General features: G+C 69.4%; 15 protein-coding genes and 1 pseudogene. 8 read left to right on the top strand and 8 right to left on the bottom strand.

Features of this window, described 5'->3' with window-relative positions; genetic code table 11:
• Window positions 1–97 precede the first annotated feature (97 nt).
• Window positions 98–1,075, top strand: a complete 978-nt coding sequence (locus AB0B89_RS26590; protein ID WP_358558266.1) for an MvdC/MvdD family ATP grasp protein — start codon at window positions 98–100, stop codon at window positions 1,073–1,075.
• The gene (locus AB0B89_RS26585; RefSeq protein ID WP_358558263.1) at window positions 1,072–2,040 is read left to right on the top strand and encodes a TIGR04500 family putative peptide maturation system protein; all 969 of its coding nucleotides are present in this window, start codon (window positions 1,072–1,074) and stop codon (window positions 2,038–2,040) included. The genes AB0B89_RS26590 and AB0B89_RS26585 overlap by 4 nt, the downstream gene beginning before the upstream one ends.
• A gap of 93 nt (window positions 2,041–2,133) precedes the next feature.
• On the opposite strand, the gene AB0B89_RS26580 is transcribed toward AB0B89_RS26585, so the two are convergent.
• A complete protein-coding gene (locus tag AB0B89_RS26580) occupies window positions 2,134–3,006 on the bottom strand; it encodes a hypothetical protein (protein WP_358558260.1) in 873 nt (290 codons plus the stop codon).
• 277 nt (window positions 3,007–3,283) lie between these two features.
• Window positions 3,284–4,027, bottom strand: coding sequence for a hypothetical protein (locus AB0B89_RS26575; RefSeq protein WP_358558257.1), 744 nt, complete (start codon window positions 4,025–4,027; stop codon window positions 3,284–3,286).
• 197 nt (window positions 4,028–4,224) lie between these two features.
• Here AB0B89_RS26575 and AB0B89_RS26570 point away from each other — a divergent pair, with 197 nt between their 5' ends.
• The 4 genes from AB0B89_RS26570 to AB0B89_RS26555 all read left to right on the top strand — a co-directional run bounded on the left by AB0B89_RS26570 (window position 4,225) and on the right by AB0B89_RS26555 (window position 7,963).
• Window positions 4,225–5,451 carry an epoxide hydrolase gene (locus AB0B89_RS26570; protein WP_358558255.1) on the top strand — a complete coding sequence of 409 codons (1,227 nt, stop codon included), beginning with the start codon at window positions 4,225–4,227 and terminating at the stop codon, window positions 5,449–5,451.
• A 64-nt stretch (window positions 5,452–5,515) separates the two neighbouring features.
• The gene (locus AB0B89_RS26565) at window positions 5,516–6,670 is read left to right on the top strand and encodes a histidine kinase (RefSeq protein WP_358558253.1); all 1,155 of its coding nucleotides are present in this window, start codon (window positions 5,516–5,518) and stop codon (window positions 6,668–6,670) included.
• 233 nt (window positions 6,671–6,903) lie between these two features.
• Window positions 6,904–7,512, top strand: coding sequence for a hypothetical protein (locus AB0B89_RS26560; protein ID WP_358558251.1), 609 nt, complete (start codon window positions 6,904–6,906; stop codon window positions 7,510–7,512).
• 169 nt (window positions 7,513–7,681) lie between these two features.
• On the top strand, window positions 7,682–7,963 hold the full coding sequence (locus AB0B89_RS26555; RefSeq protein ID WP_358558249.1) for a hypothetical protein: 282 nt from the start codon (window positions 7,682–7,684) through the stop codon (window positions 7,961–7,963).
• 72 nt (window positions 7,964–8,035) lie between these two features.
• On the opposite strand, the gene AB0B89_RS26550 is transcribed toward AB0B89_RS26555, so the two are convergent.
• From AB0B89_RS26550 to AB0B89_RS26535, 4 genes are read right to left on the bottom strand one after another with little or no spacing between them, the layout of a single operon-like run.
• On the bottom strand, window positions 8,036–9,049 hold the full coding sequence (locus AB0B89_RS26550) for an ABC transporter permease (protein ID WP_358558247.1): 1,014 nt from the start codon (window positions 9,047–9,049) through the stop codon (window positions 8,036–8,038).
• Complete coding sequence (locus AB0B89_RS26545; protein WP_358558245.1) at window positions 9,046–10,008, bottom strand: ABC transporter permease; 963 nt, start codon at window positions 10,006–10,008, stop codon at window positions 9,046–9,048. Before AB0B89_RS26545 ends, AB0B89_RS26550 begins: the two co-directional genes overlap by 4 nt.
• Window positions 10,001–11,575 (bottom strand): sugar ABC transporter ATP-binding protein, encoded by a 1,575-nt coding sequence (locus tag AB0B89_RS26540; protein ID WP_358558243.1) that lies wholly within the window; start codon window positions 11,573–11,575, stop codon window positions 10,001–10,003. The genes AB0B89_RS26545 and AB0B89_RS26540 overlap by 8 nt, the downstream gene beginning before the upstream one ends.
• Before the next feature lie 50 nt (window positions 11,576–11,625).
• Window positions 11,626–12,705 carry an ABC transporter substrate-binding protein gene (locus AB0B89_RS26535; protein WP_358558241.1) on the bottom strand — a complete coding sequence of 360 codons (1,080 nt, stop codon included), beginning with the start codon at window positions 12,703–12,705 and terminating at the stop codon, window positions 11,626–11,628.
• Window positions 12,706–13,028: 323 nt separating this feature from the next.
• On the opposite strand from AB0B89_RS26535, the gene AB0B89_RS26530 reads away from it, so the two are divergent.
• Entirely contained in the window at window positions 13,029–13,838 is an 810-nt protein-coding gene (locus tag AB0B89_RS26530; RefSeq protein ID WP_358558238.1) for a DeoR/GlpR family DNA-binding transcription regulator, read from the top strand.
• A 131-nt stretch (window positions 13,839–13,969) separates the two neighbouring features.
• A complete protein-coding gene (locus tag AB0B89_RS26525; protein WP_358558235.1) occupies window positions 13,970–15,532 on the top strand; it encodes a sugar ABC transporter ATP-binding protein in 1,563 nt (520 codons plus the stop codon).
• Here the strand turns inward: AB0B89_RS26525 and AB0B89_RS26520 are convergent.
• Window positions 15,525–16,856, bottom strand: coding sequence for a hypothetical protein (locus AB0B89_RS26520; protein ID WP_358558232.1), 1,332 nt, complete (start codon window positions 16,854–16,856; stop codon window positions 15,525–15,527). The genes AB0B89_RS26525 and AB0B89_RS26520 overlap by 8 nt on opposite strands.
• 120 nt (window positions 16,857–16,976) lie before the next feature.
• A pseudogene (locus tag AB0B89_RS26515) lies at window positions 16,977–17,732 on the bottom strand (phospholipid carrier-dependent glycosyltransferase); the annotation flags it as partial.

The following is a 17,732-nucleotide window of genomic DNA, read 5'->3' as shown; positions in this document are numbered from 1 at the left end:
TGGTAGCTGACCCGTGTGACGCCGAGCTCGGTGCCCGCCACGCGGGCGAAGGCCGGGCGGCTCAGGTCGAGTCCTCCCACGCGGCTGAGGAGGCTACATGCTACTGATCCTTAGTGAATCCGGCGACGCCACCGTTGAACTGGTCCTGCCCAAGCTGAAAGCCCGGGGCGCGGAAGTTCTCTGGTGGGATCCCAGCGAGTATCCGGCCGCCACCCGACTGACCGTCCGATTCGAAGCCGACGGCCCCGAACTCGCCCTGGCCGGAGGTGGGCGTGCCGTCGACCTTTCCGAGACGACGGCCGTGTGGAACCGGCGCCCCGGGCAGCCTCGCGCCGCGGAAAGCGTCACAGCCGCCGATCAGCGGGATCGCGTGGCGGAACTCTCGGCGTGGTTTCTCGAAGGCTTCTGGGATCTGCTGGACGCGCGATGGTTGCCGGGCAGGCAGCCGGTGCTGCGCAGGGCGCACAACAAGCTGGTCCACCTGGCCCTGGCCCAGAAACTGGGCTTCGCCGTGCCGCGTACCGTGATCACCAACGATCCGTCCGAGCTGGTTCCCGCATATGAGCGGGCGGATGGCAGGCTCATCGCGAAGCAGATGGAACACACCCTGTTCGAGATCGACGGCGCGGTGCACGCCGTGTACACCACCGTCGTGGACCGAAGGGCTCTTGTGGGCCGCAACCGGATAGCCCACGAGCCGGCCATCCTGCAGCCGTATGTGCCCAAGGCCGTGGAGTTGCGGGTCACCGTGGTCGGGCGGCAGGTCTTCACCGCCGAGATCGCCTCGCAGGATTCTCCGCGCACGCGCGACGACTGGCGTCACTATGACTTCCAACGCGCCCGCCACAGCGTGCACAACCTTCCCGACGACGTCGCCCTCCGGTGCGTGGACCTGGTCGCCGCGCTCGGCTTGTCGTTCGGGGCGATCGATCTCATCCTGACCCCCGACGGGGAGTACGTGTTTCTAGAGATCAACCCGAACGGCCAGTGGGCCTGGATCGAGGATTTGACCGGCCTGCCCATCAGCGACGCCATCGCCGACTGGCTCATGGCCGGAGAAACGGACGCGCAATGACTGACTCTTCCCTCGGCCCGGCCCTCGAAAGCGGCGTGAGCCTGCTGCGCGGGCTGACCCGCCGGCGTTCCGCGGTGGAGGACGCGCATCGCACCGCCGCCGCCTGGGCCGAGTCGCACCCTTCGTTGGCCGCCCAGCTCGTGACCAGCCCGCGTCCCGGTTCGCCGGTCGTCGACTACGACCTGCTGATCGACGACCCTTCGGGCGGCACGATCATGCTCGGCGTGCAGGTGGACGACGGAGCGTCCTGGCTCGTTGATCATTCGACCCATTGGGCGGCCAGTAATCTGGTGACCGTCGACGGGCGGCACATCTCCATGTCCGAGGCGATGCTCATGCTCCGTTCGCTCACGCGCCCAGGGCAGTCGCCGCAGGAGGAGTTGGTGCGGAGTTGCGTCCTGCGCAACGCCGCCGCCGCCGAGCAGGTCACCCTGGAAGAGATCCAGGCGGCCGCGGACGGCTTCCGGAAGCGGCGCGGCCTCGTCACCCGCGACGCGATGCTCGATTGGCTGGAGCGGATGGGTCTGAGCGCCGAGACGTTCCATGACCACATGGCCACGGACGCCAGAGATCACAAGTTCCGCACCCGGATGCGCGCGGAGCTGGGCCCCGGCTATCTGGCCCGTCATCGCGACCGGTTCGCGCGGGTACGGGCGGCCTGGGTGCTGTCGGAGGACGCGATCGAGGTCGACGACCTCCGCGGCTCTCTCAGCGACCGATGGGACCTCCAACTGACCAGGGCACGGGCATGGTCCGGCGATCTGCCCGCACCCCTGCGGGAGGTACCGGCCGGAGGCGGAGTCGGACCGGTTCCCTACGATGGGCGGTTCCTGACGGGCTCGATCCTCGAACGGCAGGAGGCCGTGGAGGACGCGGACACGCTGAAGGCCGCGGGAGAGGCCGCCTTCGAACAGTGGCTGGCCGACGCCGCCGAGCAGGCGCGGATCACCTGGCACTGGCTTTGAGCCTGTCGTCCAACCCACCCGGTGCCGGCACCAAGGATGCCGGCACCCGGCGTCGCGGCGCTCAGGCGGCCGAGACCGTCGCGGAGAGGTCGATCACGACCATGGCGCTGCCGGGTACCACGGGATGATCTCCCGCCGGGCGAGCACCCGCACGTCCCAGTACAGGAAGGTGAACACCCCGGCGACGATCAGGGACGACGCCGTGAGCACCGCGATCCGGCTCGGCTTGGCCGTCAGCCACGCCTGAAGCCGGCTGCCCGCGACGAACGACAGGATCAGGAACAGCAGCGCCATGATGACGATGTTGCCGACCGACTGCAGGACGAAGGCCGCCGCGCCGTAGAGGGGGTTCCCGCTTTCCGCCGCGTCCCTGAACATCTGCCGGAACAGCCCGAACGGCCGTCCGATCAGGAACCCGCCGATCAGGGCTCCCATGAACACCATCGGCGCGTTGGGGAAGCGCCGGGAGACGCGGGCGAACGGGTCACGTACGACGCCGAGCGCGGCGAGCCCGAGGTACAGCATGGCCAGCCCGATCAGGCCGAACACCACCATCGACTGGATGTTGCGCGGCGAAAGGCCCACGGGTGAGGTCTGCGCGGTCGAGAACTGCGGCATGTTCGTGCCGACGAACCCGACGATCGCGCCGTAGACGGCGGATACCGTGATCATGCCGACCGCCAGCCAGCCCAGCGGTTTCAGCGCGTGGGTGAGGCGGTCCCATCGGCTGCCGACGTTGCCCATCATCGGGGCAACCGCGCCGAACGCGGCGATGTTGCAGGCGGTGAACGAGCCGGCGAGCCCGCTGACGAACGCGAATGCGATACCGGCGGCGATACCGGCGATCGGCGTTTCGCTCGCGTTATGGCCGAGCAGCGTGTCGGCGACGTTGCCGCCGATGGTCTGGTCGACGAATTCGGCCGACCAGATGACCGTTAAAAGAAAGCCCACAAGGCTGCTGACCAATATGACCAGCCCGCGTCTGCGCGGGAATCGCCCATTGACGAATGTCGATGTGGCCCTCGGTTCTTCCTCGGACTCCACGAGACCGAGCGTTTCGTTCGGGACATGCGTGCTGTGGTCTTGCGCCATGGCCATCTCCTCGAAAGTACGACAACAACTCGGCGAAACGTGACGTGCGAACCGCAGCCCTGTGGCCCGTTAGGCGATACCCTCGACAAAGCCGCGCGACACCCACGAATACCGCGCATTTGTGGGTGAACGGCGCGGCGCGCCGGCTGGCCTAGTGGTATTTGTACAGCCTGGTGGCGATCCGGCGGTTGTGGTCGAACACCGAGGCGCGGTATTTGCTTATGGCAAGGTCGCCATGTTCGGCCTTGCCGCAGGTGTTGAACCCGGCCAGTTGGTGGATCTCGAAACGCGCCGTCGGATCGCCCGCGACGAAGTACTCGGCACGGGCCTGACGCGTGTCGGCGCCCGTGTCACACGCGTAGACGAACGTGTCCTTCTCGGCGAAGCACATGCCGGCGACTCCCTTCGTCGAGGTGCAGACCTCCGACCGTGCCCGCGCGGTGGCCGGGGTCACCCGCGTTTCTCGCTTGACGGGATACTTGGTGGCGCCGCGAACCGTCTTCCATCGGCTGGCCTTGATCCGATGGTTTCCTCGGTACAGCGCGGCTCTGAAGGTGACGACCTTGCCGATGGCGCGGCTTCCCCGGATCTCGCCCTCGCCTGCCAGGTTGTGGATCACATACTTCGTGCCCAGGTAGCCGTTCAGGTAGTACTCGACCGTGGCATGGAGCTTGTCGGGCTCCGTGTCCTCGATCGAGATCCCCGGACGGTCGCTCTCGTCCGGTCCCACGCACGCGGCCGCGCCCCTGACGCGGACGCACTTGGGCGCCTCGTCACCGGCGGTGGGCAGGCCGGTGGCGGCGACGGGCGCTTCGCTGAAGGCGGGGATCGGCGCGGTCGCGGCGAGAGCGGATGCCGAGGTCAGGGCCGCCGTGGCGGCGGCGAGCGCGGTCACCGAGATCATGACACGTACAGAGAATCTTTGCTCCATGTCCACTTAGATGCCGACCAGCCCTGTTGTGTTCTGCCGTGTCGTCCCGGCGGGAAAATGCATAAGTAATTTAAATAAATGTCTGATACGTTCTCCTCGTGATGCCGAGGACCCCCGGGGGCGACAGGCGCCTCTGGCGTCCGCACCCGCGAAGGAACCCCATGGCCAACACGAAGATCCCGTTCGAACCGACGCCGATCCACGTCACCGACGCCGTTCTCGACGACCTCAAGGCGCGGCTGCGGCTCACCCGCCTGCCCGACGACACCGGCAACGACGACTGGCGCTACGGCATCAGCCGCGCCTACCTGGAAGAACTGGTCGGCTACTGGCTCCACCAGTACGACTGGCGCCGGGCCGAGGCCGCGATCAACGCCTACGAGCACTACCGGGTGAGCGTGGACGGCGTTCCCGTCCACTTCATGCGCAAGCCCGGCGTGGGCCCCGACCCCGTCCCGTTGATCCTCACCCATGGCTGGCCCTGGACCTTCTGGCACTGGTCCAAGGTCATCGACCCTCTCGCCGACCCCGCCGCCTTCGGGGGCGACCCCGCCGACGCCTTTGACGTCATCGTCCCCTCCCTGCCGGGCTTCGGTTTCTCCACTCCGCTGCCGGACAACCCGGACATGAACTTCTGGAAGGTCGCGGACCTGTGGCACACCCTGATGACCGGCACGCTGGGTCATGAGAAGTACGCCGCCGCCGGGTGCGACATCGGAGCCCTGGTCACCGGCCAGCTCGGGCACAAGTACGCCGGAGAGCTCCACGCCATCCATATCGGCTCCGGCCAGAAGCTCACCCTCTTCAACGGCGACCGCGCCTGGGACTTCAGCGGCGGCCTGCCCATCCCCGAGGGCCTGCCCGAGAGCGTCCACAGCCGGATTCTCGCCCTGGACCGGCGCTTCGCCGTCCACCTCGCCGCCCACGTCCTCGGATCCAGCACCCTCGCCCACGGCCTCAGCGACTCGCCCGCCGGCCTGCTGGCCTGGATGCTGGAGCGCTGGGCCAAATGGAGCGACAACCACGGCGACGTCGAGAATGTCTTCTCCAAGGACGACATCCTCACCCACACCATGATCTTCTGGGTCAACAACGCCATCGGTACCTCGCTGCGCTACTACGCCAACGCGAACCGTTACCCGTGGACCCCTTCCCACGACCGTCTGCCGGTCGTCGAAGCCCCGACCGGCATCACCTTCGTCGGGTACGAGAACCCACCCGGCGTCACCACCGAGCGGCGCGTCCAGAGCTTCCTCGACTCCGACCGAGCGGAGTGGTACAACCACGTCAACCTCACCGTGCACCACGACGGCGGCCACTTCATCCCCTGGGAGATCCCCGGCGGCTGGGTCGAGGACCTGCGTCGCACCTTCCGCCTCCAACGCTGAAGGGTCTCCCATCGACCGGCGAGGTGAGCCGCCGAGTCGTGTTCTTGCTGGTAGAAGCTGCAAGATGAGTGGTATGCGGGGAAATTTTGCTGGGTTCGCCGCACGGCGCCGGGGCGAGATCGGGGACGTGCTGCTGGCGGCCGCCGTCCTGGCGTTCACGATCCCGACGACGCTCATGGGCCGGTCCTTCTCGCTGCTGGCCAACGTGCCGGACTGGCTGGAGCTCCTCGCCGGGGTCGCAACGGCCGGCGCGATGCTGCTCCGGCGCCGTACGGCCTGGCCGATGATCGTCGGCGCGGTCGTCTGCGCCGTGCTGACCGGGCAGACCGTGCCGTTGGCCCTCGCCGCGTACTCGATGACCGCCGAGGACAGGGTGCGCCGCTGGCAGTGGGTCGCTGTGGCGCTGACGGGGGTCTACGTCGTGGCCGACTATGTGAACCCGTTCACCGACCAGTTCCTCTACCTGATCACGGTGCGGGCGCTGACACTGGTCTACCTGCCCGCGCTGGTCGGCACGTGGGTGCGTGAATACCGCAGCATGAACGCCGAGCTGCGGAGCGGGGTCCGGCTGCGTGAGCAGCACGCCGCCTCCCAGGAACGACGGTGGATCGCGGGGGAGCTGCACGACACCGTGACCCACGCGGTCACCGCCATGGTCCTCAACGCGGGCGTCATCCAGGACACCGAGGATCACGAAGAGATCGGCAAGCTGGCCACCGGCATCGAGGACAAGGGCGTCCAGGCGCTCACCGAGCTGCGCGGCCTGCTCACGGTGCTCCGGCGCGAGGAGGTGTACCAGTCGTCGCATGGCGTGGAGGCGATCCCCCGGCTGGTGGAGGAGGCGAAGGACATCGGCCTGCGGGTCAGCCTCCACCTCGACTTCCCGCAGGGCGCCCTGTCACCGCAACTGGAGCACGAGTGCTACCGGGTGGTCCAGGAAGGGCTCAACAACGTCCGCAAGCACGCGCCCGGATCGGATGTGCGGATCGTCTGCGAGGCCGACGGCGACGTCATGAGGGTCTCGGTGGTGAACACCCCGCACGGCAGGAGGGAGACCGTCCGCGAGTGCCCGGTCCTGGAGTCGGGCTACGGGCTGGCCGGTCTGTGGGAGCGGATCACCCTCGCCGGGGGGCGGCTGGAGTCGGGGCCGACTCCCGAGGGCGGATACGCCCTGACGGCCCGCATCCCCTTCCAGCCGTCCCGAGCGGGCAAGTCGTAGATCGACCGGCGCGACCGTAGCCGTTAGGCGTAAACGGAGGAGTAGGGGGATAGGCCGAATAAGGCTCCTTTCCAGCGAGAAAGATATATGTCTTCTTTGCCGTTCGAGGTGTTTACCTGATAACCGCCGAACGAAGCTCCGGGGCGTGTCAGAGTGGAGAAACCCGCGCTTGTGCGGGCGTCGATATTCGTATGGTCTCGCGCCGGCACGCGTCTAGTCCCTCGGAGGTCTGAGTGGCGATAGTCGACAACGGGGATGGGAAGACGGCCGGGTGGCCGCGCGTTCTGGTGCCCGCCCTCATCGGCACCGCCGCGGTGCTCATCGCCTCCGCGATCGGCTACTCCGCCACGACTCCGGGCAAGTCACCCCCGTCCGCCCCGGTCGCCTCCCAGAGTTCCTGCGAGCGGCTGGCGTCGCGGGTTCCCGTGCGTCAGGTGAGCGCCGCCATCGTGTTCCCCGAGGTGTCGTACGCGGTCGACGACGCCGGTGACCGGCCCCGCATCGATCTGGCCGGGAGCTACCGGGGCACCATCGACGAGGGCATGCGCGTCGCCGTCATCGCGCAGGCCGACCCCCGCTCGTACGACTCGACGCCCGAGCGCCACCCCGGGGACGGTCGTTACTACTACGAGCAGGAACTGCAGGTCGACGAGGAGGCGCACTGCTGGTCGGCGCTGTCGCTCAACCCCGCCTACAGGGGGTCGAGCGGGCTGGTGTGGCATATCTACCTGGTCCTGGTCCCCGCTGACTTCGGCGTCACGTCCGTTTCGGCGCGCAACGAGGTCGAGGACGCCGTCTTCAACGGCCTGGACGTGCTCGCCGCGTTCACGGTCCGCACCTAACCTCCCCTAATACCAATATATCCGCTCAATACGGGCATAAGGCCGCGTCTATAGGAATTACCTCTAATCTCCTTATCCATCCCTATCGTTACCAGCCAGGACGAAGGGTAGGAACGTAGCGTCAAGACGCCGCTATCAAGGGGGGCATATGATCAGGACACTCCACCGAATGGGAATCCGATCCGGCATGATGTACACGGCCGGCATCATCTCCGTCGGCGCGTCATTCGCTACGTGGCTTCTGTCCAAGGAGTACGAGCAGGATCTCGCCCGCGCCGACCGCTGGGGCCTGTTCGTCGGCGAGTGGGCGCCGACCTTCTTCGCGATCGGCGTCGCCCTCAGGATCGAGGAGACCCGTGAGGAGGTCATGACCGGCCGCACCGAGGAGGACCGGCGTCAGCAAGATCGTATGGGCCGCCGCCTCGGTGGCCGCATGACCGCCGGGGTCTAGCGGAGCCACGGGCCTGGAACCCCGGAACACGGCCGGCCGCTCGCCCGGAGGGGCATGCGGCCGGCCGCGCTTTCAGTTCAGTCGTCGCGCCTTGCCGAGCAGGCGCTGCGCGATCACCACCAGGGCGAGGAACCCGCCGCTGACCACCTGCTGGAAGGACGAGGTCAGGTCGCCGATCTGGTTGATGAGGCTCTGGATCACCCCGAGCAGCAGCACCCCCGCGACCGTGCCGGTCACCCCGCCCGCGCCCCCGGTGAGCAGGGTGCCGCCGATGACCACCGCCGCGATCACGTCCAGCTCCAGCCCGATGCCGAGGATGGTGACCCCGGAGGACAGCCGGGCCGCGTTGAGCGCGCCCGCGAGCCCGGCGAGCAGGCCGGACATCAGATACACCAGGACCTTGGTGCGGGCGACGGGGACGCCCATCAGCGTCGCGGCGTGCTCGTTGCCCCCGATCGCGAACACGTTCTGGCCGAACCCCGTGCGTTGCAGCAGGAGCATCCCGAGCAGCGCGAGCACGGCGGCGACGTAGACGGGGTAGGTCAGGCCGAACAGCTCCCCCTGCCCGAGGCGGGCGAAGGCCGGGTCCTTGACCAGGTAGGTCGTCGCGCCCTCGTCCGAGATCGCGAGCATCAGCCCGCGCACGCCGAGCAGGCCGGCCAGCGTCACGATGAAGGGCGCCATGCCGGTCCGCGCGATGATCAGACCCTGGACCAGCCCCACCGTCCCGCACACCGCCAGGGGGAGCAGCAGCGCCACCACGACCCCCGCCTGCGAGCCGTACGCCGCGAGCACGCCGCCGAGGACGAACAGCGACCCCACGGACAGGTCGATGCCGCCACTGATGATCACGAACGTCATGCCGAGCGCGATGACGGCCAGGAACGACGACGAGACCACGATGCTCGCCGCGTTCTCCGCCGTGGCGAAGAAGTCGAAGGCGACGCTGCCGGCCGCCACCAGAGCCACCAGGACGATGAGGGCCCCGTGGTGCTGGAGGACGTGGCCGAGCCGCTCGCGCCGCGCCGCGCCCGCGCTCCGAACGGCCGGGGCCTCGAACGCGGGAACCACTTTGGAGTCGGTCATCGCGCTCCACGCTCCCGGGTGACGTACACGGCGGCGAGGATGATGACCGCCTGGACCATCTGGGTCCACGACTGGGGCAGGTTGTGCTTGATCAGTGTGGCCGACAGCAGTTGCATCAGCAGGGCCCCCATGACGGTGCTGAAGACCCTGATGCGCCCTCCGGCGAGCGGGGTGCCGCCGACGACGACAGCGGTGATCGCGGAGAGCTCGATGAACAGGCCGAGCGAGGTGGGGTCGCTGGCCTGCAGCCGGGCCGTGGCCAGCACTCCCGCCAGCGCCGCCAGCACCCCGGAGATCATGTAGACCGTGAGCAGCACCCGTTTCACCGGCAGGCCGGAAAGCTCGCTCGCGGTGCGGTTGCCGCCGATCGCGACGACCTGCCTGCCGAAGGTGGTCCGCCGTACGAGGAACGCGACCAGAAGGGTCAGCGCCGCCGCGATGATCACGATGATCGGCACGCCCGCCACGGAACTGCTGCCGAGCGCGATGAGGTCCGGGTTGCGGAACTCCATGAGCTGCGGCACGAGCACGTTCGCCACACCGCGCACGCCGACCAGCAGGGCGAGCGTGGCCACGATGGGTTGCACGCCCACGTACGCGACCAGGGAGCCTCCGGCCGCCCCGACGGCGGCGCCCGCGGCGAGCGCGACCAGCAGGGCGGGCAGCACGCCGTACCCGAGGTAGAGCACCACCATCGCGGCCGACAGCGCCATCACCGACCCGACCGACAGGTCGATGCCCTGCGTGCCGATCACCAGCGCCATCCCCAGCGACACGATCACGATCGGGGTGACCTGGACGAGCTGGGTACGGAAGTTCGCGACGTCCAGGAACCGGGGGGTGAACAGCACGTTGAGGACCAGCAGGGTCAGCACCGCGGCGTAGACCCCGTACTCCTGGAGCCAGGTGAACAGCCGCGCCCGGTCGGCGGGCGGGAGCGCCGTCGTCGTGTCAGTCATGGGATTCCGCTCGTGAGGAGGGATCCGCCCGTGCCGTCGAAACGGAGTGGTCGGCGATCGAGGCCATGATCCCTTCCTCGGTGACGTCGACGCCGGACAACTCGGCCACGACGGCTCCCTCGCGGAGCACGATGATGCGGTCGGACCCCTCGGCGAGCTCCTCCAGGTCCGAGGAGATCAGCAGTACGCCCAGGCCCTCGCCGGCCAGCTCGTCGATCAGCGCCTGGACCTCGGCCTTCGCGCCCACGTCGATCCCTCGGGTGGGCTCGTCGAGCAGCAGGACCTTGGGCCGCATCGCGAGCCACCGGGCGAGGAGCACCTTCTGCTGGTTCCCGCCGGACAGCTCGGACACCTTCTGGTGGGGCGAGGACGCCTTGATCCGGAGCCTTCGCATGAAGGTGCCGACGACCTCGTCGATCCGGGCGTCCGACACCACCCCACCTCGGGCGAGGAACGGAAGCGAGGCCAGCGCGATGTTCTCGCGCACAGAAAGGTTGGGGATGATGCCCTCGGCCTTGCGGTCCTCGGGCAGCAGGCTGACTCCGGCACGGATCGCCGTGGTCGTGGAGCCGCGCCGCAGCGGGAGCCCGGCCACGATCACCTCCCCGGAGTCGAGCGGCTGCGCCCCCATGATCGCCTTGGCGGTCTCGCTGCGGCCCGCGCCGAGCAGCCCCCCGAGCCCGACCACCTCACCCGGCCGCACGCTGACCGAGACCTCCCGGAGTACGTGCCTGCGGCTGAGCCCGCGTGCCTCCATCACCGGCTCACCGGTGGCGGCCGCGGCGTGGTCGCGGGAGAACCTCGTCGCTCCGCTCGCCCTGACCTCGTTGAGATCGCGGCCGAGCATGAGCGAGATGAGCTGGAGCCGCCCAAGGTCCGCGATCGGCCCGGAGTGCGCCAGCCGTCCGTCCCGCAGCACGGTGACCCGGTCGCACACCTGGTACAGCTCGTCGAGCCGGTGGCTGACGTAGATCACGGCGATCCCGTCGTCGCGGAGCCGCCTGATCACCCCGAACAGCGTCTCCACCTCGCGGGGCTCAAGGGAGGAGGTGGGCTCGTCCATGATGACGACCCTGGCGTCCACCGAGATGGCCCTGGCCAGGGCCACCATCTGCTGGGCGCCCACGCCCAGCGTGCGGAGGGGGCGCCGCACGTCCGTCCGCACCCCGTAGCCGGTGAGGACGCGCTCCGCCTCCGCGTACATGCGGGCGGCGTCGATCACCCCGAGCCGGTTGCGGGGTTCGCGTCCGAGTAGCAGGTTGCGGGCCACGCTCATCATCGGGACGAGGTTGATCTCCTGATAGATCGTGGAGATTCCCGACCGCTGGGCGTCGAGCGGGGTGGCGAAGGCCGCGGGCTCGCCCAGGTACCGCAGCTCGCCGCCGTCCGGCTGGTAGACGCCCGTGAAGATCTTGATCAGCGTCGACTTCCCGGCGCCGTTCTCGCCGACCAGTGCGTGCACCTCGCCCGGACGTACGGTGAACGACACGCCGTCGAGCGCGACCACGCCGGGAAACCGCTTTGTGATCTCGCCGGCTTCCAGGACGGGCTCGTCGGATGTGCCCAATGGCTTCCTCCTCCACGTCGCTTCCGGGTACGGACGACGCCGTTCCACGATCAGTAGGCCTCGTCCAGGCCCGCCTTGGCGCTGTCCTCCCCGTACTCCCGGTCGGAGATGATGACCTTGTCGGGGATCGGCTGGCCGTCGAGGAACTTCTGGGCGGTCTCGAAGGCGAGCGGGCCGAACCTCGGGTTGGATTCGATCACGGAGTACAGCCAGCCGTCGATGATGCCCTGAACCGCGCTGCGGGTGCCGTCCACCGACACGATCTTGATGTCGCCGGCCTCCTTGCCGGCGCCCTTGAGGGCGGTCACGGCGCCGAGCGCCATCTCGTCGTTCTCCGCGTAGATCCCGTTGATGTCCGGGTTCGACTGGATGAGCTGCTCGGTGACCTGCTGGCCCTTCTCCCTGGCGAACTCCCCGGTCTGCTCGAAGGAGATCTGGATGTCCGGGGCCTGCTTCGCCACCTGGTCCTTGAAGCCGTTGGTGCGCTCGGTGGTCACGTTGTTGCCGGGGGCGCCCAGCAGGATCGCGACCTTGCCCTTGCCGCCGAGCGCCTTGATCATCTGGTCGGCCGCGCGCTTGCCCTGCTCGTAGAAGTTCGACCCGATGAACGTCAGGTAGTCCCCGCACGACTTGGCGTTGATCTTCCGGTCGACCGTGATGATCGGGATCTTCTTGGCCGAGGCCTGCTGGAGCACGGGCTCCCAGCCGTCGGAGTTCAGCGGGGCGATGACGAGCAGTTGAGCACCCTGCGCGATCAGCTGCTGGACGTCGGTGATCTGCTTGGAGAACTGGGACTGCGCGTTGGTCACCCTGAGCTTCTGGATGCCCAGCCTGGCCGCCTCGTCCTTGATCGACTTGGTTTCGGCGATGCGGAAGGGGTTGGCCTCCTTCTCCGACTGCGAGAAGCCCACCGTGGCGGTCTTGAGGTCGAACTTCTCGCCGCCGAACTGGTCGAGCGTGCAGGTCGGCCCGGCTTCGCCGGTCGGCGTCCGCACGACCTGCTGTCCCTGGGTGCTGCTCGCGGCCGGCGCGGCCGTGGTCTCCTCTGACTTGGCGCAGCCGACGGCCGCGAGGACCACGGCGAGGGTGACGGCGGCCGTCCGTACATGGCGGCCGGGCTCCATGGTCATGATCGTCTTTCCCTTCGAGCTGACGTGCCCGCGCGGCCACGTCTGGTGGGGTGATCGGTCCGTCCATCGCGGGGGGGCCTTTCCGCATAAGACGGGAGGCCGAGCCTTTTCGCACAAAACCGAACAGGTCCGGACTTATGCAGACCTCAAATAAGCACCGCCGAACGGAAACAGTCAAGGGTTCCGATCGCAAACGCTCGAACTCGGTCACCATCGAAGGCGGAGCAGGCGGTCGGCGCTCGGCTCGCGGGGACCTGGGCGGCCGACTATGATCAGAATCGGGCAAGTGTTATACGTGCGGCACGGATGACAAGGTGGGAGCCGTGGGCGACACCGAGGGTTCGGGGGAAGTCCGCCGGCCCGTGTTCGCCGCCGAGCGCCGGCAGCGCATCATCGAGCTGGTGCGCGTCAACGGCGCGGTCTCGCTCAGGGAGCTCGCCCTGGCGGTGCGCTCGTCGGAGGTCACGGTGCGCCGCGACCTGCGCGCGCTGGAGGCCGAGGGCCTGCTCAACCGCCACCACGGCGGCGCGACGTTGCCCGGTGAGCTGTCGCGGGAGCCTACCCACTCGCAGAAGGCGCAGGTCGCCTCCGTCGAGAAGAGCGTGATCGCCGACCTCGCGGCGTCCCTGGTCGAGGACGGCGACGCCATCGTGGTCGGGCCCGGCACGACCACCCAGGAGTTCGCCCGCAGGCTGACCAGGAACACCGAGCTCGCCGTCGTGACGAACTCCCTCCTGGTCGCCCAGGCGCTCGCCGGCTCGCCGCGCGTCGAGGTGGTCCTCACCGGCGGCACGCTGCGCGGCTCCATCCACGCCCTCGTCGGCAGCGCCGCCGAGCACTCGCTGGCGGGCCTGCGCGTGCGGCGGGCGTTCATCTCTGGCAACGGGCTCTCCGCCGAGCGCGGGCTCTCGACCCCGAACCTGCAGGTGGCCAGCGTCGACCGCGCGCTCGCGGCGGCGGCGGAGGAGGTCGTCGTGCTGGCCGACCACACCAAGATCGGCATCGACACCATGGTGCAGACGGTCGCGACCGAGCAGATCGACCACCTGGTCACCGACGACGCGGCCCCCCGGGACGTGCTCGACGAGCTGGGCAACAAGGGCGTACGGCTGCACGTGGCGCGGCTCGGGTGACCTTGACTGGTTTTGATCGGCCGTGACCGGATGAGCTTCTTTCTGTTACGGGATTGTTTCCTTTCCCGATCACCATCGGTCCCAACGAGGTGTCTCCTCTCGCCCAGGCAGGCCGTCCGGGGAGGAAGCTGGTGACAGGTAGCAGCATGGTCCTCCAGGCCGCGGGCGTCCTGAAGAGCTTCTCCGGCGTCCGGGCGCTCGACCACGTCTCCGTGGCCATCGCCGAGGGGGAGGTCCACGCGCTCATCGGCGGCAACGGCGCGGGCAAGTCGACCCTGGTCAACCTGTTCTCCGGGGTGTGCCAGCCCGACGGGGGAGAGCTGCGCTACATGGGCGAGCCCGTGAGGTTCGGCGGCCCCCTCCAGGCGCTGCGCGCGGGCATCGCCACGATCTACCAGAAGGGCAACCTCGCTCCCCAGATGAGCGTCGCCCGCAACATCTTCCTCGGCCGGGAGCCGCGCGGGCGCTTCGGCCTCATCGACTTCGCCCGCATGCACGCGGACGCGGAGGAGATCCTCGCCGGGTACGGCGTGCGCGCCGACGTCCGCAGGCCGGTCGCCTCGCTCGCCGCGGGGACCCGGCAGATGGTCGCCCTGGCGCGTGCCGTCTCGGCCGGAGCCCGGGTCGTGATCATGGACGAGCCCACGTCGTCGATGGAGCCCGGCGAGATCGAGACGCTGTTCCGCGTCATCGGCGCGCTCCGCGACGGCGGCCGGTCGGTGGTCTACGTGAGCCACCGGCTGGAGGAGCTCTACCGCGTCTGCGACCGGGCCACCGTCCTGCGCGACGGCAAGGTCGTCCACACCGGTCCCATGGCCGGCCTCGACCGCTTCAGGCTCGTATCGCTGATGCTGGGCAGGCCCTTCCACCCGCCGCGGGCGCCGGTGGACGGCGGCGGCGGCCCCGCCGACGAGCCGGGCGACCTGCCGGTCCTCTCGGCCAGAGGGCTCAGCCGGCGGCACGTGCTGACCGACATCTCCATCGCCCTGCGCCCCGGAGAGGTGGTCGGCCTCGGCGGGCTGCTCGGCGCCGGGCGCAGCGAGACCGCACGGGCCATCGCGGGCGTGGAACCCGTGGACGCGGGACAGGTGACGGTGGCGGGCGCCCCGCTGGGCAAGTGGTCGATCAAGAGCGCCATCAGGGCCGGCGTCGGGCTGGTCCCGGAGAACCGCAGGACCGAGGGGATCATCCCGACCCTCTCCGTGCGGGACAACATCGCCCTCGCGGCGCTGCCCCGCCTCTCGCGGGCCGGCATCGTGTCGGACGCCCGTGTCGACCGCATCGTGGCGACCTTCATGCGGCGGCTGCGCATCAAGGCCGTGTCACCCGGCCAGCGGGCCGGAGAGCTGTCGGGAGGCAACCAGCAGAAGGTGCTGCTCGCCCGCTGGCTCGCGATGAACCCCAAGGTGCTCCTGCTGGACGAGCCCGGTCACGGTGTGGACGTGCCCAGCAGGGCGGAGATGCGGTCGCTCATCGACGAACTGGCCGTCGACGGGCTCGCCGTGCTGCTGATCTCCTCGGACGTGTCCGAGCTCGTGGAGAACTGCGACCGCGTCGTGGTCCTGCGGGACGGCAGCGTCGCCAGGGAGCTCACCGGCCACGACGTGACCGAGGACAACATCATGTCCGCCATCGCGGCCACCGGCCGCGGAAGCGCCTCCGGCCTGGGAAGCGCCGCCGCTGACCTCAGGTGAGGGTGACGTACTGCCGGGGGCGCAGGGCCTGCCCGCGGAGGGCGGCGAGGGCGGCGGCCCGGCCGGTCGGGGTCAGCTCGGCCGGGGCCGGCTCCGCCGGGGCCGGCGCGCCGGGCCGGGAGGCGGGGGTGACGCACAGGTCGAACGCCTCCAGCCGGTGGCGCAGCTCCACCAGGGGACCGGCCACATCGGCGGGGGTCGCCGTGCGCCAGCCCTCACCCACGACCACCTCGGTGACCCGCTCGGCCAGCGACCCGGAGGGCAGCTCCTTGCCGTCGGTCAGCAGCATCAGCCCGACCTCGCGCACCGACATCTCCATCTCGCGCTCGCCGGGCGCGGGGGTGAGCAGCGCCAGCGACGCGGCCTGCCACATGGCCTCGGGGTCGTCGAGCAGCCGCCTGCCCGTCGCGGTGATCAGAAGCCTCCTGCCGGTGCGGTGCACCGCCCCCATCTCGTGCTCGGCGATGCGGCGCAGGGCGCGCAGGGCGGTGATGCCGCTCTCGCTGCGCGTGCCCGTCATCGCCCAGCCGAACCGCTCGGCCGCCTCGACGACGAGCGCGCGGGCGATGTTGTGCCGTTGGGTGAGCGGCACGCCCTCGGGGCGGGCGGCCGTCTCCAGCAGCCAGCGCAGGGCGGCGAAATGGGATCCGCCGGGGACGGGGATGGGCGCGTGGAGGCGTACCTCGAAGGGCTGTGCCAGCTCGCGGCGGGCGGCGCCACGGCCGAGCACCCACCGGTTGAGGCGCTCGCCGTGTACCCGGTTGAGCCAGTTGTCGCCGCCCAGCTCGGTGCGGGGCGCCGTGAGCCAGCGGCGGGTCAGCGCCTCCGCGTGGGTCTTCCAGCTACTCGCGGCCGGCTCCAGTTCGCCGGACACGATGGCGATCTCCAGCGCGGCCGAGCAGGCGAGATGGGCGCCTAACTCCTCCGGGCCCATGATCGAGCTCCAGCGGAGCTCCGGCACGTCGGGCGGCAGCACGCCGGTGGCGCCGAGGGCGCGCTGGTAGGCCGCCGTCCCGGCGTCCTCGCCCTCGCGGTCGTACGTGCGCAGGATCTGGGAGGTGGTCGGAGACGCGCACAGGGCGGCGTAGCGCTCCATGCCTCCGAGCCGCAGCAGTCGTCCGAGTGCCCGGGCGATGTCGCCATGGTCGCCGGTCACCTTGAGCGGCAGCGTGTACCAGAGGAACTCGCACACGTCGAGCTGAGTGATCGTTTCGAGCGGCTCGGCGCCGGTCAGCCATTCGACGGCGGTCCTGGCGTCGTCGGCGACGTCCGGATCGGAGCGCTCGAGCTCTGTCAGGAGCGCGGCAACGTCGGGTGCAGGCATGCCCCGCAGTCTGCCGTATAGGCCTGGGCCCTGACGACGACCACCACCACGGACGATTTCCACGTCACCTACCTGTAAGGCCAGAACGAGCAGAAGGGCTGAGTTGTGCGGGTTGAGGCGTCATATCCAGCGGTCGAACAGCATGCGCCGATGCCAATCGTCGTAGGGAATGATCTCGGCGGTGATAACGGGGTACAGCCACCAGAAGTTAATCAGTGCGACGAGCACGAAGGCACCAGAAAGCGAAGCTCCGATGATCCGCCGCACCGGCTCGCCGTCGGCCGGTCCGATGAGCAGACCGGCGGCGAGCACCAGCGCGAGGATCATGAACGGCAGCATGGGCGCCGTGTAGAACATGAACATCGTGCGCTTGTCGGCCAGGGCGTAGTAGACCCAGGGCAGCGCTCCGACCCCGTACGCGAGCAGCACGGCGCCGGCCCGCCAGTCGCGGGTGGACACGTACCAGACGATCATCGCGAGCAGGGCGGCGATCGCCCCGAACCAGATGACGGGGGTGCCCACCCCGAGCACGGCCTGCGAGCACCTCGCAGCCCCGCACCCGCTGGGGCTCTCGTAGAAGAACGCGACCGGCCGCAGCAGCAGGGGCCACTCCCACGGCCACGACTGGTACGGATGGGACGAGTCGAGGCCGGTGTGGAAGTTCAGGACCATCCACTGGTAGTTCCACCAGGAGCGCAGGGAGTCGAAGACGAAGTATCCCCAGCCGCTGGAGGTGGCCTGGGCCCAGTTGCGGCCGTACCCGTACGCGGTGGCGAACCACCCGGTCCAGGTCAGCATGTACCCCACCGCCGGGACCACCGCCATCGCCAGCACACTGGTCGGCGCGTCCTGCCCCAGCACCCCCGCGTACGGCCT

This window comes from Sphaerisporangium sp. NPDC049002 (assembly GCF_040649355.1).
Taxonomy (GTDB): Bacteria; Actinomycetota; Actinomycetes; order Streptosporangiales; family Streptosporangiaceae; genus Sphaerisporangium.
Note: the sequence above shows the minus strand (reverse complement) of the source record. Positions and strands in the feature narration are given on the sequence as shown.